Source organism: Providencia sp. PROV197 (assembly GCF_028479625.1).
Taxonomy (GTDB): domain Bacteria; phylum Pseudomonadota; class Gammaproteobacteria; order Enterobacterales; family Enterobacteriaceae; genus Providencia; species Providencia vermicola.
The window spans coordinates 119,586-143,823 of the sequence record NZ_JAMPNZ010000006.1 but is presented as its reverse complement, the minus strand read 5'-3'; the positions used below and the strand labels follow the sequence as shown (position 1 = coordinate 143,823).

At 38.1% G+C, this 24,238-nt stretch carries 25 protein-coding genes; 16 read left to right on the top strand and 9 right to left on the bottom strand.

The features are described from left to right. Window positions 1–25 precede the first annotated feature (25 nt). On the bottom strand, window positions 26–223 hold the full coding sequence (locus PR808_RS03670) for a hypothetical protein (RefSeq protein ID WP_272538720.1): 198 nt from the start codon (window positions 221–223) through the stop codon (window positions 26–28). A 133-nt stretch (window positions 224–356) separates the two neighbouring features. Here PR808_RS03670 and PR808_RS03665 point away from each other — a divergent pair, with 133 nt between their 5' ends. The 8 genes from PR808_RS03665 to ugpQ all read left to right on the top strand — a co-directional run bounded on the left by PR808_RS03665 (window position 357) and on the right by ugpQ (window position 8,979). Continuing rightward, window positions 357–1,469: a tyrosine-type recombinase/integrase gene (locus tag PR808_RS03665; protein ID WP_272538719.1), complete on the top strand. Its 1,113-nt coding sequence runs from the start codon at window positions 357–359 to the stop codon at window positions 1,467–1,469. Window positions 1,470–2,202: 733 nt separating this feature from the next. Beyond that, complete coding sequence (locus PR808_RS03660; protein WP_272538718.1) at window positions 2,203–2,775, top strand: cytochrome b/b6 domain-containing protein; 573 nt, start codon at window positions 2,203–2,205, stop codon at window positions 2,773–2,775. A 299-nt stretch (window positions 2,776–3,074) separates the two neighbouring features. Beyond that, entirely contained in the window at window positions 3,075–3,809 is a 735-nt protein-coding gene (locus PR808_RS03655) for a YnfC family lipoprotein (protein WP_272538717.1), read from the top strand. 250 nt (window positions 3,810–4,059) lie between these two features. After that, the gene (gene ugpB, locus PR808_RS03650; protein WP_272538716.1) at window positions 4,060–5,376 is read left to right on the top strand and encodes a sn-glycerol-3-phosphate ABC transporter substrate-binding protein UgpB; all 1,317 of its coding nucleotides are present in this window, start codon (window positions 4,060–4,062) and stop codon (window positions 5,374–5,376) included. A gap of 65 nt (window positions 5,377–5,441) precedes the next feature. Next, window positions 5,442–6,329 (top strand): sn-glycerol-3-phosphate ABC transporter permease UgpA, encoded by an 888-nt coding sequence (gene ugpA, locus PR808_RS03645; RefSeq protein ID WP_206086687.1) that lies wholly within the window; start codon window positions 5,442–5,444, stop codon window positions 6,327–6,329. After that, entirely contained in the window at window positions 6,326–7,171 is an 846-nt protein-coding gene (gene ugpE / locus PR808_RS03640) for a sn-glycerol-3-phosphate ABC transporter permease UgpE (protein WP_206086688.1), read from the top strand. Before ugpA ends, ugpE begins: the two co-directional genes overlap by 4 nt. A gap of 3 nt (window positions 7,172–7,174) precedes the next feature. Beyond that, complete coding sequence (locus PR808_RS03635) at window positions 7,175–8,245, top strand: sn-glycerol-3-phosphate import ATP-binding protein UgpC (protein ID WP_272538715.1); 1,071 nt, start codon at window positions 7,175–7,177, stop codon at window positions 8,243–8,245. Then, window positions 8,242–8,979, top strand: coding sequence for a glycerophosphodiester phosphodiesterase (ugpQ, locus tag PR808_RS03630; protein ID WP_272538714.1), 738 nt, complete (start codon window positions 8,242–8,244; stop codon window positions 8,977–8,979). Before PR808_RS03635 ends, ugpQ begins: the two co-directional genes overlap by 4 nt. A 39-nt stretch (window positions 8,980–9,018) precedes the next feature. Here ugpQ and PR808_RS03625 read toward each other — a convergent pair whose 3' ends face one another. Beyond that, window positions 9,019–9,738 (bottom strand): GNAT family N-acetyltransferase, encoded by a 720-nt coding sequence (locus PR808_RS03625; protein WP_272538713.1) that lies wholly within the window; start codon window positions 9,736–9,738, stop codon window positions 9,019–9,021. A 256-nt stretch (window positions 9,739–9,994) separates the two neighbouring features. Here PR808_RS03625 and PR808_RS03620 point away from each other — a divergent pair, with 256 nt between their 5' ends. Both PR808_RS03620 and PR808_RS03615 read left to right on the top strand, forming a co-directional pair. Continuing rightward, window positions 9,995–10,507, top strand: a complete 513-nt coding sequence (locus PR808_RS03620) for a hypothetical protein (protein ID WP_206086692.1) — start codon at window positions 9,995–9,997, stop codon at window positions 10,505–10,507. A gap of 209 nt (window positions 10,508–10,716) precedes the next feature. After that, window positions 10,717–11,145 (top strand): TOBE domain-containing protein, encoded by a 429-nt coding sequence (locus tag PR808_RS03615; protein WP_272538712.1) that lies wholly within the window; start codon window positions 10,717–10,719, stop codon window positions 11,143–11,145. Window positions 11,146–11,186: 41 nt separating this feature from the next. Here PR808_RS03615 and PR808_RS03610 read toward each other — a convergent pair whose 3' ends face one another. Then, window positions 11,187–11,867, bottom strand: coding sequence for a Crp/Fnr family transcriptional regulator (locus PR808_RS03610; RefSeq protein ID WP_272538711.1), 681 nt, complete (start codon window positions 11,865–11,867; stop codon window positions 11,187–11,189). A 208-nt stretch (window positions 11,868–12,075) separates the two neighbouring features. Continuing rightward, entirely contained in the window at window positions 12,076–12,519 is a 444-nt protein-coding gene (locus PR808_RS03605; protein ID WP_206086695.1) for a hypothetical protein, read from the bottom strand. 181 nt (window positions 12,520–12,700) lie between these two features. On the opposite strand from PR808_RS03605, the gene PR808_RS03600 reads away from it, so the two are divergent. Both PR808_RS03600 and PR808_RS03595 read left to right on the top strand, forming a co-directional pair. After that, a complete protein-coding gene (locus PR808_RS03600) occupies window positions 12,701–13,267 on the top strand; it encodes an NAD(P)H-dependent oxidoreductase (protein WP_272538710.1) in 567 nt (188 codons plus the stop codon). A gap of 215 nt (window positions 13,268–13,482) precedes the next feature. Next, a complete protein-coding gene (locus PR808_RS03595) occupies window positions 13,483–13,773 on the top strand; it encodes a putative quinol monooxygenase (protein WP_206086697.1) in 291 nt (96 codons plus the stop codon). 121 nt (window positions 13,774–13,894) lie between these two features. Here the strand turns inward: PR808_RS03595 and PR808_RS03590 are convergent, their stop codons facing one another. Next, complete coding sequence (locus PR808_RS03590; RefSeq protein WP_206086698.1) at window positions 13,895–14,473, bottom strand: NAD(P)H-dependent oxidoreductase; 579 nt, start codon at window positions 14,471–14,473, stop codon at window positions 13,895–13,897. 375 nt (window positions 14,474–14,848) lie between these two features. Between PR808_RS03590 and dkgB the strand changes: the two genes are divergently transcribed. Beyond that, entirely contained in the window at window positions 14,849–15,652 is an 804-nt protein-coding gene (dkgB, locus tag PR808_RS03585) for a 2,5-didehydrogluconate reductase DkgB (protein WP_206086699.1), read from the top strand. A 200-nt stretch (window positions 15,653–15,852) separates the two neighbouring features. Here dkgB and yafC read toward each other — a convergent pair whose 3' ends face one another. From yafC to PR808_RS03565, 4 genes are all read right to left on the bottom strand, one after another. Further along, on the bottom strand, window positions 15,853–16,752 hold the full coding sequence (yafC, locus tag PR808_RS03580; protein ID WP_206086700.1) for a DNA-binding transcriptional regulator YafC: 900 nt from the start codon (window positions 16,750–16,752) through the stop codon (window positions 15,853–15,855). A 223-nt stretch (window positions 16,753–16,975) separates the two neighbouring features. Next, complete coding sequence (locus PR808_RS03575) at window positions 16,976–17,530, bottom strand: TetR/AcrR family transcriptional regulator (RefSeq protein WP_272538709.1); 555 nt, start codon at window positions 17,528–17,530, stop codon at window positions 16,976–16,978. Continuing rightward, window positions 17,527–18,063, bottom strand: coding sequence for a dihydrofolate reductase family protein (locus PR808_RS03570; RefSeq protein ID WP_272538708.1), 537 nt, complete (start codon window positions 18,061–18,063; stop codon window positions 17,527–17,529). Before PR808_RS03570 ends, PR808_RS03575 begins: the two co-directional genes overlap by 4 nt. A gap of 146 nt (window positions 18,064–18,209) precedes the next feature. After that, window positions 18,210–19,295 (bottom strand): hypothetical protein, encoded by a 1,086-nt coding sequence (locus tag PR808_RS03565; protein ID WP_272538707.1) that lies wholly within the window; start codon window positions 19,293–19,295, stop codon window positions 18,210–18,212. Between the two features lie 290 nt (window positions 19,296–19,585). On the opposite strand from PR808_RS03565, the gene fdnG reads away from it, so the two are divergent. From fdnG to fdnI, 3 genes are read left to right on the top strand one after another with little or no spacing between them, the layout of a single operon-like run. Further along, window positions 19,586–22,633: a formate dehydrogenase-N subunit alpha gene (gene fdnG, locus PR808_RS03560; protein ID WP_206086704.1), complete on the top strand. Its 3,048-nt coding sequence runs from the start codon at window positions 19,586–19,588 to the stop codon at window positions 22,631–22,633. Window positions 22,634–22,643: 10 nt separating this feature from the next. Further along, entirely contained in the window at window positions 22,644–23,531 is an 888-nt protein-coding gene (fdxH, locus tag PR808_RS03555; RefSeq protein ID WP_206086705.1) for a formate dehydrogenase subunit beta, read from the top strand. Then, entirely contained in the window at window positions 23,524–24,180 is a 657-nt protein-coding gene (gene fdnI / locus PR808_RS03550) for a formate dehydrogenase-N subunit gamma (protein WP_206086706.1), read from the top strand. Before fdxH ends, fdnI begins: the two co-directional genes overlap by 8 nt. Window positions 24,181–24,238: the final 58 nt, after the last annotated feature.

Below are 24,238 nucleotides of genomic sequence, written 5' to 3'. Positions count from 1 at the left end.
CCAGCCCTCTCCGCGAGGGCTTTTTCTATGCATTAACCTTAATCATAGTAATTGCTTCATTAAGAATAGCTTTTTTGGTTGGATTCATTTCACCCCCTACTTTCGCATGCAACCCATCAACTATCCCATATCCATCAACTCTACTGCCTATCGATATCAGCTCGATTGTCATCATACCTATTTCCGATAAAACTAATCTCTCTCTATCATTATATGTATTCATAACGCCTCCAGACATATACTTCTTAGACATCTATGTATAATTTTCGTTCTAATCATAGCCATCACCCGAGGGCTTTTTTACTCTCTACAGGTTATAATTAATAATCTATAAAAAACTCTTTTAGAGGCTTTCTATGGGAATTTATCTAAGGGGAAATATCTGGTTTTGTGACTTTACAGAACATTCAGGTAAAAGAGTTCGCAAGAGCTTACACACCGAAAGTAAGGTAGAAGCTCAAGAGTTGTTTGATAGGTTGAAGTCTGACTCATGGAGGGTAAGACACCTCAAGGAAAAAGAGAAGCATACATTTGAAGATGCATGCGAGCGATGGATAAAAGAGAAAAAAACAAAAAGAACGATTAAAGGTGATATATCTAAACTAAAACGACTATCTATAAAATTTGGGAAAAGACTACTGGTTGATATAGAAGCTGGGGAGTTAACTGCTTTTGTTTATGCACAGTCGAACGAAAAACACAGACAAAATTGGGAAGCTAGAAAGCTATCAAATAAAGGCAATAACCTACCAATAGGTAAGTACCAACCTAAGCCTGTCAAAATAGCCACCAGCATTAGTTATATTCGCTTGCTCAAAGCTCTATTCAGAGCCGCAACATTTGAGTGGGGGTGGCTAGAAAATTCATTATATTTTAAAGTTCCACAGCCTGATTCGTCCCGAACCCGTTGGCTTAGAAAAAATGAGGTTCAACGATTATTATCTGAGTTACCAGAATACCTTAAAGATGTTGTCCGATTTGCTTTAGCAACAGGGCTAAGGCGTTCTAATATAATTAACTTAAAATGGTCTCAGGTAGATATTGATCGGGGTGTGGCATGGATTGACGCAGATGAGATGAAAGGGAAAAAACCAATAGGGGTTGTGTTTAACAGAACAGCAGCAAATATTGTTAGTAAGCAGATTGGTAATCACCAAGTATGGGTATTTACCCGTGAACAGCAATATAAAAACACTAAAAGCGATATATTTATTGCTAGAGTTAAATTAAAAATAGATTCGAATCGAGCATGGCGAACAGCGTTAAAAAAAGCTGGAATTACTGATTTCAGATTCCATGATTTGCGGCACACTTGGGCGAGCTGGTTGGTTCAATCTGGCGTTACTCTGGCGATACTGCAAGAAATGGGGGGATGGGAGTCAATTTCTATGGTTCAGCGTTATGCTCATTTAGCGCCTGAGCATTTAAGAGAACATGCTAATAAATTGGATGACATGATCCCTGATTGATGAGTGTTGCATATTTTGAAATAAAATTAGATTTTGATGATATTTTTGCAATGACGTTATTGGAAAGTGTAGGGCTAACATTGAGATTAAAAATCACCTCAAAACAGGCATGACAAAAATATTAGGGGGTACATTTGGGGGTATCTATAAATTTATAATTAAAATAATTGTTTGTTATCAACATATTGATTGTTGTGTATTGTTCTCTCCTCCGCCATCTTCACTTCTAGTAACGTCTTCCAATCCCAAGTAAATCAAGCATTCTAGCGAAATCTCACTCTACCTAAGTCTACTAACCTCGTTCTAAATCTCTATAATTTATTGCATAGTTTTTTTGTATAGAAATTTCCTCTGCAATTTCCCTATACAATATTGGTGATTTATGAAGCTAACAGACATGGCAATCAAGCGTGCCAAGCCAAAATAAAATGCATACACGCTGGCGGATGGTAACGGACTATCTTTAAATACACTTAGCCCACCAACAATAGTAAATAAACAGCCAATAAAAAGGCTGGTTTTTTGTCCTCTGCGCATTAATTCCATACTGAAAACAAACATATTCCATAACTATGAATGGAGTCATCTTAAAAGGATTGTCGTAATTGAGTGGTAGATGTGAGCTATATTTCATATAAAATATTCTACGGCTAGGACTTAAAGCCATAAAATAAGCGTATTATAAGCTATTAAACAATGTCCGTACGAAAGATTATAAAAAAGGTGAAACATTGTGAGCATATTCAAATCGATTTGGGATTTTTTTGGTCTTTATCAGACTAAAAGAATAAGAATTCTACATGTATTAATTCTACTCTTAGTGATATCACAAATCATAGTTAGTAATTGGATGACTGGAACAAAGTCAGTAGTTATTCCTTTTTTTGATGAAGCTTATTTATTCACTTGGATTCATATTGTTTCAGGATTTGTACTTTTTTTCCTGACGTTCTTTTTAGTCGTATCATGTTTTAACCAGCGTGGGCTTAGATATTTTTATCCCTATCTCTGGGGGGATTTTAAGCAAATCAAAGAAGATATAAGCTTACTTTTAGCCAAAAAACTACCAGACAGCTCTCCTAAAGGACTTGCAGCAACAGTTCAAGGGTTAGGGTTAGGTGCTTTATCAATTGTTATTTTGTCGGGCATTGTATGGTTTATACTATGGTTACAGCAGTCGCCACTTGCTTTAGAGGCTAGAAGTATTCATAAATCACTCACAATTTTAATTGAGATTTATATTTACGGTCACGGTGGTTTAGGGATTATTCATTTTGTACTTTGGAACAAAAGTAAAAATAAGTAGGGAGTGGATACTTTGTGGTTTAGTTATTTTGACATTAATTTCAGGTGATAGAAAAAGCGAATTGATACTTAGTTAACTCATGGGTGAGCAACTTGAAAAATCCTACCTATAGAGGAAGCGTTGACGTCTTTGTTAATTTTCGTGAGGTTCTTCTCTGCCAATTTAACGTGTAAGCAATAAAGTAGGGATGTGTGATACGTTGGTTTAATCGACCTCAAAACCTGACATTATTAAGTCATCACAGAATACCAGCCTTAAGGGTATAAAAAATAAAAATGAATTGTAAATGTGTATTACCAATGGTGCAGGTAATTGTTTGTTTTACCTCTTTTGGAACCTTGGCTTTTCAAGAACAGCAATATAACCCTGTAGTGTTCAATATGGCTCAGTTGTATGATTTTAATCCTGTAAGGGGCAATGTTAAGGAGCTTGTCGGCACGGTTTACAATGAAGATAAAACGATTAATTACAAGTCCGTACTAAAAATAGGGCCTGATGGTTGTGTCGAGAGTTTTTGGCTAGATCAGAAAAAAGATGAATATCTAAGCAGTGTTCATAATTACCTTTCAATTAAAAGGGTTAAGAATAAGTTGATTGGAATGGATGCGAATGGGCCAGTCGAAATTGTGATAGGTAAAGACTGTAATATAATTTCAAGGAAAGATACAAATGGAGAATTAATCTATCAATATAATAAAGATGGATTTATCACAGGTTCAGTGCTTGCGGACACGAAAGAAAAATTTGGTGAGAACAGCTATAACGAGCATAAGCTACCAACAGAAATTAAATATTATAAAGGTAATAGCGTTATTTCAGAGACGTTAATAACTTATGGTAAAGATTTCACGAAACCATTTGATCTTACTATGGATATTCGGGCATTAGGGCAAACAATTCTATTGGTTGATTCAAAATGTGATTATGATAAGCGCAATATTGCTTACCAGTGTAATTTTACTCTTACCTTGGACTCGAATGGTAAAACGGTGAAATTGGCAAAAACTAGTAAAACAGAAGTGAAATTTTATTAATTAATAAAAAATAGTGGCTTACATAAGTGACAGCATTTCATGTCAGGGGCAGGTGATGACTGTCTTTTATTTTTCAATAGATTGTCATTTATATCTCATACTTTAGAGACATTTTTGTCATTGTTCTGTCATCCGTGAGTTATATTTCTGTCATTTCCTACTGGTACATTCTATCTCGAACATAAACTGCGTGATTTCGTACATTTGATGCAAATCTAAGCGCAATTCAATAGAAAGCGAGATAAATAGAATGACACCGTTACAACATTCAACGCTAGCGACAGTATTCAGTTTATTATTTGCCAGCCAAGCCATCGCCGCCACTGAAATTTCCTTTTGGCATTCCATGGAAGGGGAGCTGGGTGAAGAGGTTAATGCGTTAGCCACCGAATTTAATAAGACACACCCAGATTATAAAATTATGCCTGTATATAAAGGCAACTATGAACAAAGCCTTGCTGCAGGTATTGCGGCTTTTCGTTCTGGTAATGCCCCTGCCATTTTACAGGTTTATGAAGTTGGCACGGCAACGATGATGGCATCTAAGGCGATTAAGCCAGTTTATGAAGTTTTCCAAGATGCAGGTATTGCATTTGATGAATCGCAATTTGTTCCAACCGTTTCGGGTTATTACAGTGATGCAAAAACAGGGCATTTGTTATCGCAACCGTTTAATAGCTCAACGCCTGTTTTGTATTACAACAAAGAAGCCTTCAAAAAAGCAGGCTTAAATCCAGATGAGCCGCCGAAAACATGGCAAGACATGGCGGCTTATACGGCAAAGCTACGTGAGTCTGGTATGAAATGTGGTTATGCCAGTGGCTGGCAAGGTTGGATCCAAATTGAAAACTTTAGTGCTTGGCATGGTAAACCTATTGCGTCAAAAAATAATGGGTTTGATGGGGTAGATGCTGTTTTAGAATTTAATCAGCCAACACAAGTTAAGCATATCGCTTTGTTGCAAGAAATGAATAAAAAAGGCGATTTCAGCTACTTAGGCCGTAAAGATGAATCCACCGAAAAATTCTACAACGGCGATTGTGCCATCATTACCGCTTCTTCAGGCTCACTCGCGAATATTCGCAAGCATGCCAAATTTGATTTTGGTGTTGGCATGATGCCTTATGACGCCGAAGTGGAGGGAGCACCGCAAAATGCCATTATCGGTGGAGCCAGTTTATGGGTGATGGCAGGAAAAGACCCTGCAACATATAAAGGGGTTGCCGAGTTTATGCAGTTCTTAGCTAAACCTGAAAATGCAGCACAGTGGCACCAAAAAACGGGTTATTTGCCGATAACAACAGCAGCTTATAATTTAAGCCGTGAATCGGGTTATTATGATAAAAACCCAGGTGCAGATATTGCGACTCGCCAGATGCTAAACAAACCTCCTTTAGCCTACACCAAAGGCTTACGTTTAGGGAATATGCCTCAAATTCGTACCATTGTAGATGAAGAATTAGAATCGGTTTGGTCAGGGAAAAAAACGCCTCAGCAGGCTTTAGATACTGCGGTTGAACGCGGTAATCAATTATTACGCCGCTTTGAAAAATCAACCCAGCAGTAACTGACAGACACTATTGCCTCTTTCTTCAAGGAAGGGGCAATTATGCAACTTAACCGAGTGTTTTTATGTCTTCTTCACGACCTGTTTTTCGATCAAGTTGGCTACCCTATGCCCTTGTTCTACCTCAGTTATTGATTACCATTATTTTTTTTATTTGGCCAGCTGTTCAAGCCTTATGGTACTCATTGCAAAATATTGATCCATTTGGGTTCTCAAGTGAATTTGTTGGGTTAGATAACTTTATTCAATTATTCCAAGATAGCTATTATCTTGATTCATTTTATACCACCATGGTGTTTAGTGGATTAGTGGCAGGATGTGGGTTATTTGTCTCATTGTTTTTTGCCGCCTTGGTGGATTATGTCATTCGAGGTAGCCGTTTTTACCAAACATTGATGTTATTACCCTATGCGGTAGCTCCTGCTATTGCCGCGGTTTTATGGATGTTTTTATTCAGCCCAGGCAGAGGGTTAATTACCCATGTATTAGAATCTATAGGGTATGATTGGAACCATGCTCAGCACAGTGGGCAAGCGATGTTTTTGGTTGTTCTCGCTTCTGTTTGGAAGCAAATTAGTTATAATTTTTTGTTTTTCTTTGCCGCTTTACAATCCATTCCACGTTCTTTGATGGAAGCTGCCGCTATTGATGGCGCTGGGCCTATCCGCCGTTTTTTCCGCATTTCATTACCGTTGATTACACCAGTCAGTTTCTTCTTATTAGTCGTGAATTTGGTATATGCCTTTTTTGACACATTCCCGATTATTGATGCGGCAACAGGGGGCGGGCCAATTCAAGCAACAACAACATTGATTTATAAGATATATCGAGAGGGTTTTTCTGGGTTAGATTTATCCTCTTCCGCAGCGCAATCTGTCATTTTAATGTTATTAGTGGTGATTTTAACCATTATTCAATTCCGTTTTATTGAACGTAAGGTGCGTTATCAATGATTGAACAGCGCCGAGGGTTAACGATCTTTAGCCATGTCATACTTATCTTAGGTACGATAGTTATTTTATTTCCACTCTATGTGGCTTTTGTCGCCGCAACCTTAGATAACCAAGCGGTATTTGAAACGCCGATTACGCTGATCCCTGGTAGCCATTTATGGGAAAACTTGAGCTACATTTGGAACAATGGCGTAGCAGCCAACAGTGCTCCTTTTTGGGTGATGTTAGCGAATAGTACATTGATGGCTTTGGTTATCACGATTGGGAAAATTACGGTTTCACTGTTATCTGCTTTTGCCATTGTTTGGTTTCGTTTTCCATTTCGTCACCTCTTTTTTTGGATGATTTTTATTACATTAATGCTTCCTGTTGAGGTACGCATTTTTCCGACGATCGAAGTGATTTCTAATTTGAATATGTTTGATAGCTATTCAGGTCTAACATTGCCCCTCATGGCCTCTGCGACAGCGACTTTTTTATTTCGCCAGTTTTTTATGACGTTGCCTGATGAACTTATGGAAGCTGCTCGCATTGATGGTGCAACCCCGATGCGCTTTTTCTTCGATATTGTATTGCCACTTTCAAAAACTAATCTCGCGGCTTTATTTGTGATTACCTTTATTTATGGTTGGAATCAATATCTGTGGCCACTATTGATTATTACTGACCTAGATTTAGGGACGGCGGTTGCAGGGATAAAGGGCATGATTGCTTCAGGAGAAGGAACAACACAATGGAATCTAGTCATGGCAGCGATGCTGCTGACATTAATCCCCCCTGTAATTATTGTTTTAGTCATGCAAAGAGCATTTGTGCGTGGCTTGGTCGATAGCGAGAAATAAGCCATGGCAGAGTTAAAATTACAAGCAGTTAGTAAAAGTTGGGATGGTAAAAACCAAGTTATTAAGCCATTAACTGTTGATGTTGCGGATGGTGAGTTTATTGTGATGGTTGGTCCGTCAGGTTGTGGAAAATCAACGTTATTACGTATGGTTGCAGGCCTTGAGCGAGTGACCAGTGGTGATATTTGGATTGACCAGCAACGAGTGACAAATTTAGAACCTAAAGAGCGCGGCATTGCAATGGTTTTTCAAAATTATGCGTTATACCCACATATGAGTGTTGAAGAAAACATGGCGTGGGGGTTAAAAATCAGAGGGTTAGGTAAAGATCAAATCCGCAAAAAAGTTGAAGAAGCTGCCCGTATATTAGAGCTAGAGGGTTTGTTGCAACGCCGTCCGCGTGAATTGTCAGGAGGGCAGCGCCAGCGTGTTGCGATGGGACGGGCAATAGTACGTGATCCCGCTGTGTTTTTGTTTGATGAGCCATTGTCCAACTTAGATGCTAAATTACGCGTACAAATGCGACTGGAACTACAACATCTTCATCAAAGGCTTAAAACAACCAGTTTGTATGTGACTCATGACCAAGTAGAGGCAATGACATTGGCTCAGAGAGTGATGGTGATGAATAGAGGGATTGTAGAGCAGATAGGTACCCCTGTTGAGGTCTATGAGAAACCTGCGAGTCGTTTTGTTGCCAGTTTTATTGGCTCACCAGCGATGAACTTATTTGAGGGTAAAATTAGCGAGGATGGTAAATTTTTTATATTTAGTTCAGGGCATTTGATACCACTGAATCGCCAATATTTACAGTGGGCAGGGAGTGCGATAACGTTAGGGATACGACCTGAGCATATAGAATGGGTTTCGAAAACAGCTGAAGGAATACCGCTGGTGGTCGAAAATCTTGAAATACTCGGCGCAGATAATTTAGTGCATGGGCGTATAGCCTCACAAAAAGTGGTTGTACGCCTTAGTCATGAATTTCGTCCACAGGTAGGGACGGCTCTGTATCTTCATTTTCCAGATACGCACCTACATTTTTTCGATAGCCAACAGGGATACCGTTTATGAGTAATTGGCCTTACCCGCATGTTGTCGCACACCGAGGTGGCGGTAAACTTGCACCTGAAAATACGTTAGCCGCAATTGATGTTGGTGCGAGCTTTGGGCATACAATGATTGAGTTTGATGCAAAACTCTCCATTGACGGGCAAATTTTTCTGTTGCACGACGATACGCTAGAAAGAACGAGTGATGGTGCTGGTATTGCTGGGTTACTGAGTTGGGAAGAATTGCTCACTATTGATGCAGGAAGTTGGTATAGTTCAGAGTTTGCAGGTGAGCACTTACCTTCCCTTGAACAAGTTGCAGATCGTTGCCAGAAATACGGCATGATGGCGAATATCGAAATTAAGCCAACAACAGGTCTCGAAATTGAGACAGGCACTTTGGTTTCATTGGCAGCCCGAGAACTCTGGGTTGGGCAAACGGCACCGTTATTATCGTCCTTTTCTGTTGAGGCTTTAGAGGCTGCCCAAAAAACGGTTCCTGAACTACCAAGGGGGCTGTTACTCGATAAGTGGCGTGATGATTGGCAACAATTAACAACACAATTGGCATGTATTTCTATTCATTTAAACCATAAACTCTTAGATGAAGCACGCGTCAAAATGCTTAAACAAGCAGGGTTACGCATATTAGCTTACACTGTGAATGACCCAGCTCGAGCCTCTCAGCTTTTACAGTGGGGGGTTGATGCAATTTGTACAGATCGTATTGATGTGATTGGGCCTGATTTTTCTTAATTTCCATTATTTTGATAGCCCCAATTGGGGCTATCAACGTTAATCTTCGACTAACAAGAAACTTTTTCGAATAGTTGAAAGGGATTTTATTTGCTTACCATTGCGATGGTTAGAATCAGCTAACCAAGCTTGTAGTGCTTCATTTACCTGTGGCCATTCACTGTCAATAATCGAAAACCAATCGGTATCTCGATTTCGGCCTTTGGTCACTAGTGCATTACGAAATCGTCCCTCATATTGAAAACCTAAACGTAATGCAGCTTGATGGGAAGGGTTATTCAAGCTATTGCATTTCCATTCGTAACGTCTGTAACCTAGTGTATTAAATACATATTGCATCAATAGCCAGTGTGCTTCGGTTGACATGATTGTCCCACTGAGTAAGGTGGAAAAGTGAACATGACCGACTTCAACAACCCCATTATTTGCATCTATTCTCATTAATGAAAATACACCAATTGCTGCATCATTGCGCTTATTAAAAATAGTAAAAAATAAGGGATCACTTTTTTGTGAAGCGTGATGAACCCAATCTTTATATTGCTCAAAATTTTGAGGCGCTTCATCAGATAACCAAGTCCAACTACGCTTATCTGGTGATTGGGAAAATGACTGATATAAGCTTTCAGCGTGTGAAGTATTGAGGGGAGCAATCCGGCAGTGTCTGCCTTGTAGTTGAATTCGCTGAGGTAATTGGCGCGCAGACCAATTTGGAATTAGCCGACCAATAGGTTGGCCAAATTCATTTTCTATGTGCATAAATAGAGTACCTTATAAAAAATAATAGCATTAATATAAGTAAATTGTGGTTTGATAAAAGCTCCACTTTTTACAAATGTTAAGGTGCCAATTGGGGGGCGGAGAATATCATTCTTAGAGGGGGGCTAATAAAGCTGATAATAAGGAATAGAGCTAATCAAATATAAACATTTTCTTACGCTTAAAATTTCAGCTTTAACTTAACGTTGCTTATACTAAGCTAAGTTTTGTGCACTTTATTAATTCAAGGAATGCAATGAAAAAAATAGGATTTTTATTTACTGCGATTATGGCTTTAGCTGGATGTCAAGCGCCTAATTCAACGTTGGTTTATACCTGTGATATTGACCAATCGATCAACCAGATATCACACGATAGGAATGGTAGCTTTACATTCCCAACCGCTGCACCCATCGCCAAAGTATTTTTCTTTAATGATGTGATTAACATCCGTGATTTTGTCATCGGTGAATATGCAGGCTTTCCTTTAAATAAAAGTAAAGAGCATCGCAGAGTCGAGAGTATCAAAGATTTTAATGTGACGATTAATAAAGGTGATTATTATCATGATGATGGGCGTATTATTGAAATAGTTTCTCCGAAAAATAATACGATTAGCCTTTTTTTAATTGATAGCCAAACGGGCAAGACAAATTCCTTGCAGTTTTTAACGGACTGTAAAAAAGAATATGTTGTGTTGAAGTCCCGAGGCCATAATCATGAACATGATTACAAAAAAGAACATCCACTGTTAAAAAGAAGTGATTAAGCGCGAATACAAGAACTACTTTAATATGGATAACGCAAATTCGGAGTAATTGCTCAGTTGATTTTTATAATTATGTATTAATATCATAGAAATGTTGTCATGATTTACGATATTTTAGTTATGGGCTTTGGTTACCACAGTTGGGAAAATTTAGTGTTAAAGCCTTACTATTCAAATAATGAGTCATTAATAATCAAGAAGGGCGTAATATGACTATTTCTGCAAGAAATCAACTTATCGGTGTTGTTGAGTCTGTTGTTGTTGGGGCAATAAATGATGAAGTTATTTTAGATTTGGGCAACGGAGAAAGTATTGCCGCAATCATCACTAAAAACAGTACTAAACAGTTAGGGTTAGAAAAAGGTAAACAAGCCGTTGCTGTCATTAAAGCACCGTGGGTTGTCCTTGTTTCCGATGCACAAGAGTACAAGTTTTCAGCACGTAACCAATTTTGTGGAAAAGTAGAATCTATTGAAAAGGGTAGTGTAAACTCTGTCGTTAACTTAAAAACGGAGGCGGGAACATTATTGTCAGCTGTGGTAACGAATAATAGCACCGTTGAAATGGCGCTAGCAGTCGGCAGTAAAGTTACGGCAATTATTAAAGCTTCAGCGGTTATTTTAGCCACTAAAAAGTAATGGTTACCGTATTAGACTAAGGCTGCCTCTGGTGGCCTTTTTTACTTTTGATACGAATTTAAGAGTAGCTCAGTATTTAAAATTTTTATTTGCTTGCCTTTTAGTTCAATTAACTTGTCTGTGATTAATTTAGAGAGTGTTCGATTTAATTGCCTTACCGATACCCCTAGCATAGCAGCTAAAGATTCTCTGTTTTCTAATTTAAAATTAACACCATATTGTTTTTCTACAAAAGATAGGTAGCGCCTTAATTTGTACTCTACTGAATAGGACGCACTTGAATGTAATTGTGATGCGTTATATAGCTTTTTACTGAGGTGCTGGCAGATAAACTGCAAAAATAATGGTGAATTAATTTCCTTTTTTCGAATTATAGATAAAGGAATTGCGAGTAAATCTGCATCTGTAACAGCTTGAATTGTGTTGTAGATCCTATCATGTTCATCGTCATCTTGGAAAAGTTCTAAATCACCAAGAATAGAAAATGCATTTTCAAATGAAAAAACAACCTTATTTCCATTAGTTTCATAGCGTTCTACTTGTAATTTGCCTTTAACAAGAAAATACAGGTGACTAATTTTGCTATCTTGAAAGATTAAGTACTCTTTAGCCTTTATGTGGATAAGTTTTGCTTTTTCGAGAGTTTCTTCAGAAATAATTTCATTAAGATTATGATAGGTAATAAAATCTTCACACTTTGCTGTAGAGTTTACTCTTTTCATTTTAATAGCCACTTATACTTAAAATTATAGGTGAATCATACTCAATTTTTCTTCTTTAAAAAAGGACATGTGTCCTTTTTTAAAGGGCAATAGCCCAGCTAGTTTGTTTGAAAATAACGTGTAGAGTATTAATATTAAAGATTTTTTTAGAATCTTTAAGTATATTTAAGTTAGAGATATAGGGCTTTGTCCTCTTTCTCTACTGTGATTAATTATATGTTATACCATTCAAACCCCAATGATGGGTAATTTCCCTTATAATTAATAAAAAAGCACTGAACTCACTATTCGTTGGTAATTGTGTTGAATGAATAGGGCTACCGTTAATTACATTGACCAATTCATTAAAAGCATCTTCGATTTGTGGTGTCGTTATAAATTCACCATTAACATGCCTATTTTCTATCAGTAAACCTAGCATTTTATTATTGCTAGAGAGTAATATTTCCCCATCAGGAAGCTGTCTTTTTACTGGAATAATGGCATTTTCAATATGTTCAATTGCTATCTCTGCGTCATAAGCTGTAATAGGCGTGTGTTGTATGCTAAAACCATTAAAGTTTTTAGTGCCAATCGGTAAACTTATTTCAGTTGATAAGTAAGATAATAGGGTTTCACTGTCTTTAATATCCAATTGAATATGATTTTCCATTGCGACCTCACTTTTATATGTTCATTTAATCATGCTATTTGGGTTAGTATTATCTGTACAGTATTTCAACAGTTTTTGCGTTTTATCATAATTACTAATCTATAATAAGTTACAATAAAAAGGTCGAAAAAAGAGAGTTCTATTTTGTATTATTCGGACTTTATTATAAGGATGGAATTTTATGGTAACAATTATTTATGCGCACCCATGGGACGGCAGCTTCTGCCATTTTTTACTCGAAACAATAGAAAAAGAGTTAATGGCCAAAAATAAAAATTTTCAGATTATTGATTTACATACAGATAACTTTAATCCTGTTTTAACAGAGGCTGAACTTGCATTATATGCAAAAGGGAACTTTATTGATCCTTTAGTGGGAAAATATCAAAGGATACTGAAAGCCAGTTGTGAGGTGATTGTTATTTTCCCTGTTTGGTGGATGGGAATGCCTGCTATTTTAAAAGGTTTCTTTGATAAAGTGATGTTAAATGGTTTTGCTTGGTACTATAACGAACAACAACAAAAGCTTTTACCACTGTTAGATATCAACAAAACGACCATTGTGACGACATCTGAAGAGCCAACTGACTTTATAGTCAAAGAAGGTGATCCTGTTCATGATGCTATTTTCCACTGTATGACAGCGGTAGGGCTTAAAAATGGAAAGTGGATGAACTGTGATCGCGTAACTCAAGGAGGTGATGAGCATCGCTTAGCCTTTATTGCATCACTGTTGGATGAAATTTAGCTTATGGCTATCAATATGAAATAAACAAAATATAATGCAATTATAAAATTAATTGTATTATATTTTAAAATTACGCTGTTTTTGCAATATAACAATATTATTAAAATTAGAAATGTATTTTCTGAATTATAGAATAATAAAGCCTGAATTCTAATTTTGAGTTATGTTATAAATAGAGGGGTTGAAATTCTCTACTTTTATAACAGGATGAGTTTATGTCGGAAATAAGAATTGTTGCAACGATAATTGCAAAAGATAATGAAGTTGAGTTTGTAAAACTAGCAACTAAATCGCTTGTTGAGCCAAGCAATAGAGATGAAGGTTGCCTTCAGTATGAATTACATCAAGATAATGCTAATCCCAATACATTTATTTTCTTTGAGATATGGAAGGATCAACAATCACTAGATAAACATAATGCTACGCAACACTTACAAGATATTATTAAGAGAATAGAAGATAAAATTGATCTGCTAGATGTGAAATTAATAAGTAAAATTGCATAAAATATAATTTATATTATTCCAAATAATAAAAAAGGAATACGTTGTATACGCTAAATCATTCGAGTTGCAGTCAACACCCATGCAGCTTGAAGGATGACGCATATATTCCTTTTTAAATTAACTATTTAAAAATCGCAGTGAGATGCGTTTTGTAATCATTGATATATTTTTCAATATTGGGTTCTTTGATCACGTCGTTAACCATAAAGGTTGGGAATTTTTTCAATCCAAGGAATTGTTGTGATTTATGAAATGCAAAATAAACACCATCCACACCACGACCATCAAAAAAGTTATCAAATTCATCAAATGCATCGACGGGAGCATTCCAAGTCACTGAAAGCATATATTTTCTACCATGAAGCAGGCCACCAGTGCCGTATTGCTTATTTGGATCTTGGCGAGTTCGTCCATCGTTTGCATATAAGTGACCGTGGCCGAGGGTATAAACGTCATCCATATATTTTTTTACCATCCACGGCATCATCATCCACCAGCCAGGCATTTGGTAAATGATTGTATCTGCCCAAAGAAATTTTTTAACTTCGTTTTCGATATCGTAGCCTGATTCAATATGTGTTTCTTGGATAGTATGCCCTAACTCACTTAAACAGGTTTTAGCGACATCATGTAAAGTACGATTAAGTTGTCCTGCGGAGTGAGCGAATGTTTGTCCACCATTGAGAAGAAGAATTTTCATTTGTCTTGCCTTGTTTGCTAATTACTAAGTTGTATTTAGGCTAACAAACTAAAATAAAGATGAAAAGCAGACCAATTAAACAGATTTTTATGTTTTTTAGTTTTATTGTCTGATTTAATGATGGGGTTAAATGAATTTAAGTAAAAGATTTTAATGAAGGCCTCTTTTATAGTTAAAGCTATTATCTGCAGGAATTATTGATTTTTTAGCAAAAGTCTATTGAAATTATGGTTATTTCCGTCAGTGTTATTACAGCGTATTCTCTGTGGTATTCAATTGTCGCCACAACTATTGACTAGTTTGCAGTTAATAAATATGGCGAAAAAATAATTATCAGTAAAGTTTAACGTGAACGAATTTAAGAGAGATAACATAATGGCTATTCCTGTGATCGGCGTTGGTACATTCCGTTTAAAAGATGATGTGGTAATTGCTTCAGTTAAAAATGCATTAGATGTCGGTTATCGAGCCATCGATACTGCGCAAATTTATGAAAATGAAGAAGCGGTTGGGCAAGCTATAGCCGAAAGTGGCATTTCACGTGATGAACTTTATATTACGACAAAAATTTGGATTGAGAATCTAAGCAAAGATAAGCTCATTCCAAGTTTGAAAAAAAGTTTAAGTGATTTACAAACAGATTATGTAGATTTAACACTGGTGCATTGGCCATCTCCAAATGATGCTGTTTCTGTTGAAGAATTCATGCAAGCTTTATTGGAAGCAAAAAAACAAGGGTTAACACGTGAAATCGGTATTTCTAATTTTACCATTCCGTTAATGGAAAAAGCGATTGCGGCGGTCGGTGTAGAAAATATTGCGACAAATCAAATCGAGCTATCACCTTATCTGCAAAACAAAAAAGTCGTCGAGTGGGCAAAACAGCACAATATCCATATTACCTCTTATATGACATTAGCCTATGGTAAAGCATTAAACGATGAGACTATTGCGCAAATTGCACAGAAACACAGTGCAACGCCAGCTCAAGTTATTTTAGCGTGGGCGATTGGGGAAGGATACTCAGTTATTCCATCATCAACAAAGCGTGAGAATTTATTAAGCAATTTACAAGCAACCCAATTACAGTTAGATAGTGACGATAAAGCCGCTATTGCAAAATTAGATTGTCATGATCGTTTAGTTAGCCCTGAAGGTTTAGCTCCAAACTGGGACTAATTAATTATTTATATGCACAGAAGCCATAATTTTTTATGGCTTCTGAGGTTGTTGACAAAGCAGGATAAAAGCGTGGTTTTTCCTACTTTGTGTTATCAGCCGAAAATCAATAAATTGATTTTCCTAATTTATTTTCAAAACCTATCCAACCTGAAGTCAAACCTAATCGGTTTGCCAGCAGTCTGAGAAGCCATAATTTTTTATGGCTTCTGAATTTCTGCAAGATATTGAGTTAAGCTGTCAATAAAAACGCGGATACGCTGGCTGACAACGCGGTCACTGTAATAAACGGCATGGAATGGCAAAGGAACAGGCTGTAAGTCTTCTTTTAATATTTCGACAAACTGGCCATTTTGAATATCTTTATTCACCATAAAGTCAGACAAACATGCAATTCCATTTCCCGTTAAGCAAAGCTGCCTTAGCGTTTCTCCACTATTTGATGATATCCCTTCCGTGACTTCCATTAATTGCCCATCAACACTTTTAACTGGCCACATATTTAATGATGCGGGTTCAGTAAAGGTTAAACATGTATGGTTCAAAAGCGCTTGAGGGTATTTGGGTTCACCATGTTGTTCAAGGTAATTTGGAGATGCGATTATCTTGCGGTAGCTATTAAATAATGGGCGGGCGCGTAAGCTGGAGTCGGTGAGTTGCCCTGCACGTATTGCAACATCGACTTTCCGTTCGATTAAATTAACAAAGGTTTCTGATGACACTAACGACAAATGAATGTCGGGATATTGTTGACGAAAAACAGAAACAAAGGGGATTAATATATGCAATACAATCGGTGTTGCAGCATCAATTCGTAATAGGCCTTTTGGGGAAGCTTGCGTTTCGTGTAATTCATTTTCTGCTGCTTGCATTTCTTGCAAGATAACTTTCATACGCTGAAAATAAAGTTCGCCCTCGGCGGTTAGGTCAATTTGCCTTGTGGTGCGGTTAAGCAAGTTGACACCCAATTTTTCTTCCAGTTTTTTGACGATTCGACTTACTGCTGAATTTGCTAAATTCAGTTTATCAGCTGCTTTACTAAAACTTTTTTGTTCTACCACTTCAATAAATACTCGGGCTTCTTCAGATGTTGCTCTCATAATGATTTTATTAGCCAATAAGATGATAGAAAAGAAGGCTGTTATAGTAGCAGAAATAAAAAGTAGTAGGGAGTAAAAGGGTTACAGTAGTAAAGCGTTATTTATTTGACTATTTTCGACATAATAATTAGTCCTTTATGCTCAGTAAAATCATTCCGTTTATAAAATTTTTCTGCGGGGAAACCTCGTTCAGTATTTAGAATAATGGCATTAAAATTACGTTTTATATATTATTTAAGAGCATTTTTAATGTATCAGTATAATTTTCTTTTGCTTTGCCATAAATAAGCTGATCATTGGTTGCTGTTGCTAAAGCTTCGCCGTGAGTATAGTCGATTAAAATGTGCCCCCATTGGGTTGCTTGTTGTGTTGATAATCCTAACCCCGTTAATAACTGGATTAGCTCCTGGGTTATGCGAGAGGCTTGCTCGGGAAATAACTTAGGTGTGCTAAATATTGCTAACGTAATTTGCGGGTATTGAATGATTTTTTCGCGATATCTAAGTAAAAGGTTTTCTATTTTGGGGTAAATGCCTTTTATATCTGCAATATTAACATCATGATAAAGTGTGTTACCAATAGCTTTAATTAATGCATTTTTATCAGAAAAATAGTGGTAAATAGCCATTGGTGTGATGGCCATCTCCTTGGCTATTAACCGCATAGATAATTGCTCAATCCCTTTTTCATCTAATATCACTATTGCTTTCGCAATAATATTTTCAGGTGATATGTTGAGTTGTTGTGATCTCGGGCGTCCAGGTTTACGTTCTGTCATTTGACTATCTCATAATGAGATTGAATAAACCCTGAAGGGAAGCTTTGAGTATTTAAATGTTTTAGGCAAATATCATGGGATAGAGGGCCAAATAAAGAACGTCCTTCACCTAATAAAATAGGAATTTTAGTGATAATAAGGTCGTGAATTAGCCCTTGTTTTAAAAAGGATTGAACAACTTGCCCACCATCGATATAAACACGCTTATAGCCTTCAGCCTCTAACATTAGCATGACTTGCTCTGGAGTCTGGTTTGAAAACCGTACCTTACCGATTAAATGCTCAGGTACGGATTGTGCTGAGAGCTTGGATGAAAGCACCACAATAGGTTTTTCATAGGGCCAAGGTGTGAAGTCACAAATTGTTTCGAATGTTCCTCGACCCATGATGATAGCGTCGATGTTGTTGATAAAGCTTTCGTAGCCATGATTTTCATCAGGCAGATCCTGTTGTAAAAGCCACTCAATATCACCATTTTTACGTGCAATATAGCCATCTAAACTGGTTGCTATGAAGACATGCCCAGTGATCATTATGATACCTCCAGAATTAATTATACGGTGTATAATAATGTAAAAATATAGGAATGCTAGTTTTAATAATGTGGCTATATATGTTTTGTTTAGTTATTGACAACATGCAGCCTGAGCACTAACTTTTCTCGTTCTTTTCTTTTAGATTACTGCTCAATCATTTCGCTGTCTTTGTATTCAAACCACTTATCATCAAAACCCTTCGATATCATAGCGCTATCACTATGTAATAGTATTCTAATGATGTTATTTGAAAACTGGCTTTTATTTCTCTCAAGATGCCTGATCTCTGAAAAAGTGATGGGTTCTATGCACTCTTTATTATTATATAGCCGTCTAAAACCATGTTTGAAATTTTTTTGATTGATGTCACTGAGTAAAAAACCTTTTTCATCATTTTGGTTCCAAGTGAGAATGATTGAATGGTGGTGTTGGAGAAAGAAATTCAATCCGATTTTACTTGTATTTCTAAAAAAATGGTTTTCAATTAAATTAAATAAGCCAGATGAATTCCAATTTATATCCTCCTTGTTAGTTTGATATAGATCTTGTAACTTCGCTCGAAATTCTGATAGGGATTGACACGGTAATATCTTATTTTTAATAAAATTGTACAGTTCGTCGCTATTAGTTTTTGGTGATGTATTTTTTATGATGAGTTTTTTTAATTCTTTGAGTTGTTCCTGTGTGTTACTCTTTTTAGCTAAATATTGAAATATATCGATTTTATGCTTGTTATTCGCTAGCGTAACTTGCCATTGATTAACGAAAGGAAGGTATGATTTTAGAACCCAATCAGCGTCCACCGTTGAGCGGTTTTCTAGCGCGTTAACAAAAGCATTTAACTGTTCGTCCAGCTCGCCATATACACTACATAATGGGTAAACATTCACTTTATTTAGGCCAATACTTTGATTTAAACTGCCTATCATGATGGTTTGTACTTCTTTATTAACAGCTCTCATGTAGTCAGCACATTCTAATTGATGTTTACTAATACCGTAAATAGCCGCTTTTTTTATGTCATGCTGAATATTATTTTTCAATTCATCACGTTCCTGATTAATTGCTATTTTTTGTTGACTAGTACTTAATAAATCGAAGGGGTTTTGGCTGCTCTCCACATTATGGAGATGACTGATGAAACTCGAAGTATTATTTTGTAGTGGATTTATGTTTTTTATTTTACTATTTGATAGTATTGAAATTTCATTATTTACGTTAAGTGGCATAATTTACCTTAAAACTGAGTGTTTTTGTAAATTATAATTATTATGTTGAAATGTAGATTTCAAAAAACGCCAAATAAAATTTATTTAACTTAAAGGTTTCCGATTGTAACAATTGATCCAAATCAATTTAACAATAAATACCCTATTGGTGGTAATTTTAATTGTTGTTTAACTACTCAGTTAATATTAATTAAACTTTTATTTTCACTTTAATTGATTTTAGGCAATATCTAATCATATTAGGCTGCTATTCTCTCACCGATTTATACAAAAAATATAAAGAGGTAGCAATGAACGTTAGTCGCAGAAAGTTTTTTAAAATCTGTGCTGGCGGGATGGCAGGTACAACTGTAGCTGCGTTAGGTTTTATGCCTGGAATGGCAATAGCTAATGTACGTGAATATAAATTACTACGTTCTAAAGAGACGCGTAATACTTGTACTTACTGTTCTGTCGGTTGTGGATTATTAATGTATAGCATGGGCGATGGTGCCATGAATGCTAAATCCGCGATCTTCCACGTCGAAGGAGACTCCGACCACCCTGTAAACCGTGGTGCTTTATGTCCTAAAGGGGCTGGCCTGCTGGATTACATTCACAGTGAAAATCGTTTACGTTACCCAGAATATAGAGCGCCAGGCTCTGATAAATGGGAACGTATTAGCTGGGATGATGCTTTCACGCGTATTGCGCGATTAATGAAAGATGACCGCGACGCAAACTTCATTGAAAAAAATGAACAAGGAACAACAGTAAACCGTTGGTTATCCACAGGGATGTTATGTGCATCTGCTGCAAGTAACGAAACGGGAATGTTGACCCAAAAATTCGCACGATCGCTAGGTATGCTGGCGGTTGATAACCAAGCGCGTGTCTGACACGGACCAACGGTAGCAAGTCTTGCTCCAACATTTGGTCGCGGTGCGATGACCAACCATTGGGTTGATATTAAAAATGCGGATGTTGTCGTCGTAATGGGCGGTAACGCTGCGGAAGCTCACCCTGTTGGGTTCCGCTGGGCAATTGAAGCAAAAAATAATAATGATGCAACACTGATTGTTATCGATCCGCGTTTTACGCGTACCGCATCAGTCGCAGACCATTATGTGCCAATTCGTTCAGGCACCGATATTACTTTCTTATCGGGCGTTTTACTGTATCTAATTGAAAATAATAAAATCAATGCTGAATACGTTCAGAACTACACCAATGCGGCGTTAATTGTCAGAGATGATTTTGACTTTGAAGATGGTCTATTTAGTGGCTATAACGCTGACAAACGCAGTTATGACAAAACCAGCTGGAACTACAAATTTGATGAGAATGGTCACGCACTGCGCGATGACACATTACAAGACCCACGTTGTGTTTGGAATTTACTTCGCAAGCACGTCTCACGCTATACGCCTGAGATGGTTGAAAAAATTTGTGGTACTTCACAAGCCGATTTCTTAAAAGTTTGCGAAATTCTCGCGACGACCAGCGCTTCTGATAAAGCAGGTACGTTCCTGTATGCCTTAGGTTGGACACAACATACCGTAGGCGCGCAAAACATCCGTACCATGGCAATGATCCAATTACTGCTTGGTAATATGGGGGTTGCTGGTGGTGGTGTGAACGCATTGCGTGGTCACTCAAATATTCAAGGTTTGACAGACTTAGGCCTGTTATCTACCAGTTTGCCAGGTTACCTGACATTACCTTCAGAAAAACATCTTACTGTCGATAATTACCTGACGGCGAACACGCCAAAAGCGACATTACCGAATCAGGTGAACTACTGGAGTAATTACCCTAAATTCTTCGTCAGTTTGATGAAATCGTTCTACGGTGATTCTGCACAAGCAGATAACCAGTGGGGCTTCGATTGGTTACCTAAATGGGACCAAGCTTATGATGTGATGAAGTATTTTGACATGATGAGCCGTAACGAAGTGACGGGTTACATCTGCCAAGGCTTTAACCCAGTTGCGTCTTTCCCAGACAAAAATAAAGTGGTTAGTTGCCTGAGCAAGCTGAAATATTTAGTGGTTGTTGATCCTCTGGTCACAGAAACAGCAAATTTCTGGCAAAACCACGGTGAGATGAATGACGTCGATACCGCTTCAATTCAAACTGAAGTGTTCCGTTTACCATCAACCTGTTTTGCGGAAGAAGATGGTTCAATCGCTAACTCAGGCCGTTGGTTACAATGGCACTGGCAGGCTGCGGATGGCCCAGGTGAAGCGCGTAATGATGGCCAAATCTTAACGGGTATTTTGTATAAAATCCGTGAAATGTATGAAAAAGAGGGCGGCCAAGGCCAAGAACCTCTGATGCAGATGAAATGGAATTACAAACAGCAATTCCACCCTGAATCAGAAGAAGTGGCGAAAGAGAACAACGGTATTGCACTGGCTGACCTCTATGATGCGGATGGCAATCTTCAGGCGAAAAAAGGCGAGTTACTCAGTTCTTTTGCATTGCTGCGTGATGACGGTACAACCGCTTCGTCTTGTTGGATTTACACTGGTTGCTGGACAGAAAAGGGCAACCAAATGGCGAACCGTGATAACAGCGACCCATCAGGTATCGGTAATACACTAGGTTGGGCATGGGCATGGCCTCTGAACCGCCGTGTGATTTATAACCGAGCATCTTGTGATACCAAAGGTAAACCATGGAATAAAGACCGTGTGCTTATCGAATGGAACGGTAAAAAATGGGTAGGTAACGATATTCCTGACTTTAACGCTTCTGCGCCAGAAGTAGGAACAGGTCCATTTATCATGCAACCTGAAGGGTTAGGGCGTTTATTTGCTATCGATAAGATGGCTGAAGGGCCATTCCCTGAGCACTATGAGCCGTTTGAAACGCCATTAGGTACAAACCCATTGCATCCAAATGTGGTGTCTAACCCTGCTGCGCGAATTTTTGATGAAGACAAGAAGCGTCTTGGTGATCACAAAGATTTCCCTTATGTAGGAACCACATATCGTTTGACTGAGCACTTTCATACGTGGACAAAACACGCTCGCTTAAACGCGATTGCTCAACCAGAGCAATTTGTGGAAATCAGTGAAACCTTAGCGAAAGCGAAGGGCATTGCATTGGGTGATAAAGTCAAAGTCAGCAGTAAACGCGGCTTTATCAAAGCGGTCGCTGTGGTGACACCACGATTGCAAACCCTGATGGTTGATGGCAAACCGATTGAAACGGTTGGTCTGCCAATTCACTGGGGCTTTGAAGGCGCAACACAAAAAGGTTTCATTACCAATACGTTAACGCCATCTGTGGGCGATGCTAACTCTCAGACTCCTGAGTATAAGGCATTCTTAGTTAACATTGAGAAGGCGTAAGGGAGGGAACATGTCCATGCAATCTCAAGACATTATTAAACGTTCCGCGACCAATAGCATTACGCCTCCGCCGCAGGCGCGTGATGATAAGCTGGAAGTGTGTAAGCTTATTGATGTGTCATCCTGTATTGGCTGTAAAGCTTGTCAGGTGGCATGTTCTGAGTGGAATGATATTCGTGACGAAGTGGGCCACTGCGTAGGGGTTTACGATAACCCTACGGATTTAAGTGCCAAATCGTGGACGGTGATGCGTTTTAGCGAAACCACGGAAATGGGCAAGTTAGAGTGGCTGATCCGTAAAGATGGCTGTATGCACTGTACCGACCCAGGCTGTTTGAAATCGTGCCCATCTGCAGGTGCAATCATTCAGTACGCTAATGGTATTGTGGATTTCCAATCAGAGCACTGTATTGGTTGTGGCTACTGTATTGCGGGTTGTCCATTCAACATTCCACGATTGAATCCGAAAGATAATCGTGTGTACAAATGTACTTTGTGCGTTGATAGAGTCAGTGTTGGTCAAGAACCTGCTTGTGTGAAAACGTGTCCGACAGGGGCTATTCGTTTTGGTACAAAAGCCGAAATGCTGGAATACGGCGCAGAGCGCGTCACGAAACTGAAAAATCGTGGTTACGCCCAAGCGGGTATTTATGACCCTGAAGGCGTCGGTGGAACACACGTTGTTTATGTGTTGCATCATGCGGATAAACCCCAGCTTTATCACGGACTGCCTGAAGATCCACAAATTGATACCCCAATTAATCTGTGGAAAGGCGTTCTGAAACCACTTTCTGCAATTGGCTTTATTGCAACCTTTGCGGGATTAATCTTCCACTATGTGGGAATTGGCCCAAACAAAGAAGTGAGTGATGAAGAGGAGGACGATAACCATGAGTAAAAAAAGCAAAATGATTGTACGGACAAAATTTATTGACCGTGCTTGCCACTGGACAGTGGTCATCAGCTTCTTCTTGGTTGCGTTGTCAGGTATTGCACTGTTTTTCCCAACACTGAAATGGCTGACGGAAACTTTCGGTACACCACAAATGGGGCGTATTCTTCACCCATTCTTTGGTGTGTTGATTTTTGTCGTACTGATGTTTATGTTTGTGCGCTTTGTGAAACACAATATTCCAGATAAAAAGGACTTACCTTGGATCAAGAATATTGTAGAAGTCCTCAAAGGTAACGAGCACGAAGTTGCGGATGTTGGCAAATATAACGCAGGCCAAAAAATGATGTTCTGGAGTATTATGAGTATGATTTTCGTACTCTTAGTGACTGGGATTATCATTTGGCGTCCTTACTTTGCGGATATGTTCCCGATGTGGATGATCCGTTGGAGCCTGCTTATTCATGCAGCAGCCGCGATTATTTTAATCCACGCAATCTTAATCCATATGTATATGGCATTCTGGGTTAAAGGCTCGATTAAAGGCATGATCGAAGGCAAAGTGAGCCGTCGTTGGGCGAAGAAACACCACCCACGCTGGTATCGTGATGTTGAAGCGAAAGAAGCTAAAGCAGAAGCGGAAAGTAAAAAGTAATTTACGTATAAGCTAAGCAACCTGAAGCCATCACAGTGTGATGGCTTTTTTGTGGGGA

Bases quoted from the DNA above. Each gene is read 5' to 3' on its own strand.
- PR808_RS03670 (WP_272538720.1), bottom strand. From the start codon at position 223: ATGAATACATATAATGATAGAGAGAGATTAGTTTTATCGGAAATAGGT.
- PR808_RS03665 (WP_272538719.1), top strand. From the start codon at position 357: ATGGGAATTTATCTAAGGGGAAATATCTGGTTTTGTGACTTTACAGAA.
- PR808_RS03655 (WP_272538717.1), top strand. From the start codon at position 3,075: ATGGTGCAGGTAATTGTTTGTTTTACCTCTTTTGGAACCTTGGCTTTT.
- ugpB (WP_272538716.1), top strand. From the start codon at position 4,060: ATGACACCGTTACAACATTCAACGCTAGCGACAGTATTCAGTTTATTA.
- ugpA (WP_206086687.1), top strand. From the start codon at position 5,442: ATGTCTTCTTCACGACCTGTTTTTCGATCAAGTTGGCTACCCTATGCC.
- ugpE (WP_206086688.1), top strand. From the start codon at position 6,326: ATGATTGAACAGCGCCGAGGGTTAACGATCTTTAGCCATGTCATACTT.
- PR808_RS03635 (WP_272538715.1), top strand. From the start codon at position 7,175: ATGGCAGAGTTAAAATTACAAGCAGTTAGTAAAAGTTGGGATGGTAAA.
- ugpQ (WP_272538714.1), top strand. From the start codon at position 8,242: ATGAGTAATTGGCCTTACCCGCATGTTGTCGCACACCGAGGTGGCGGT.
- PR808_RS03625 (WP_272538713.1), bottom strand. From the start codon at position 9,738: ATGCACATAGAAAATGAATTTGGCCAACCTATTGGTCGGCTAATTCCA.
- PR808_RS03620 (WP_206086692.1), top strand. From the start codon at position 9,995: ATGAAAAAAATAGGATTTTTATTTACTGCGATTATGGCTTTAGCTGGA.
- PR808_RS03615 (WP_272538712.1), top strand. From the start codon at position 10,717: ATGACTATTTCTGCAAGAAATCAACTTATCGGTGTTGTTGAGTCTGTT.
- PR808_RS03610 (WP_272538711.1), bottom strand. From the start codon at position 11,867: ATGAAAAGAGTAAACTCTACAGCAAAGTGTGAAGATTTTATTACCTAT.
- PR808_RS03605 (WP_206086695.1), bottom strand. From the start codon at position 12,519: ATGGAAAATCATATTCAATTGGATATTAAAGACAGTGAAACCCTATTA.
- PR808_RS03600 (WP_272538710.1), top strand. From the start codon at position 12,701: ATGGTAACAATTATTTATGCGCACCCATGGGACGGCAGCTTCTGCCAT.
- PR808_RS03595 (WP_206086697.1), top strand. From the start codon at position 13,483: ATGTCGGAAATAAGAATTGTTGCAACGATAATTGCAAAAGATAATGAA.
- PR808_RS03590 (WP_206086698.1), bottom strand. From the start codon at position 14,473: ATGAAAATTCTTCTTCTCAATGGTGGACAAACATTCGCTCACTCCGCA.
- dkgB (WP_206086699.1), top strand. From the start codon at position 14,849: ATGGCTATTCCTGTGATCGGCGTTGGTACATTCCGTTTAAAAGATGAT.
- yafC (WP_206086700.1), bottom strand. From the start codon at position 16,752: ATGAGAGCAACATCTGAAGAAGCCCGAGTATTTATTGAAGTGGTAGAA.
- PR808_RS03575 (WP_272538709.1), bottom strand. From the start codon at position 17,530: ATGACAGAACGTAAACCTGGACGCCCGAGATCACAACAACTCAACATA.
- PR808_RS03570 (WP_272538708.1), bottom strand. From the start codon at position 18,063: ATGATCACTGGGCATGTCTTCATAGCAACCAGTTTAGATGGCTATATT.
- PR808_RS03565 (WP_272538707.1), bottom strand. From the start codon at position 19,295: ATGCCACTTAACGTAAATAATGAAATTTCAATACTATCAAATAGTAAA.
- fdxH (WP_206086705.1), top strand. From the start codon at position 22,644: ATGTCCATGCAATCTCAAGACATTATTAAACGTTCCGCGACCAATAGC.
- fdnI (WP_206086706.1), top strand. From the start codon at position 23,524: ATGAGTAAAAAAAGCAAAATGATTGTACGGACAAAATTTATTGACCGT.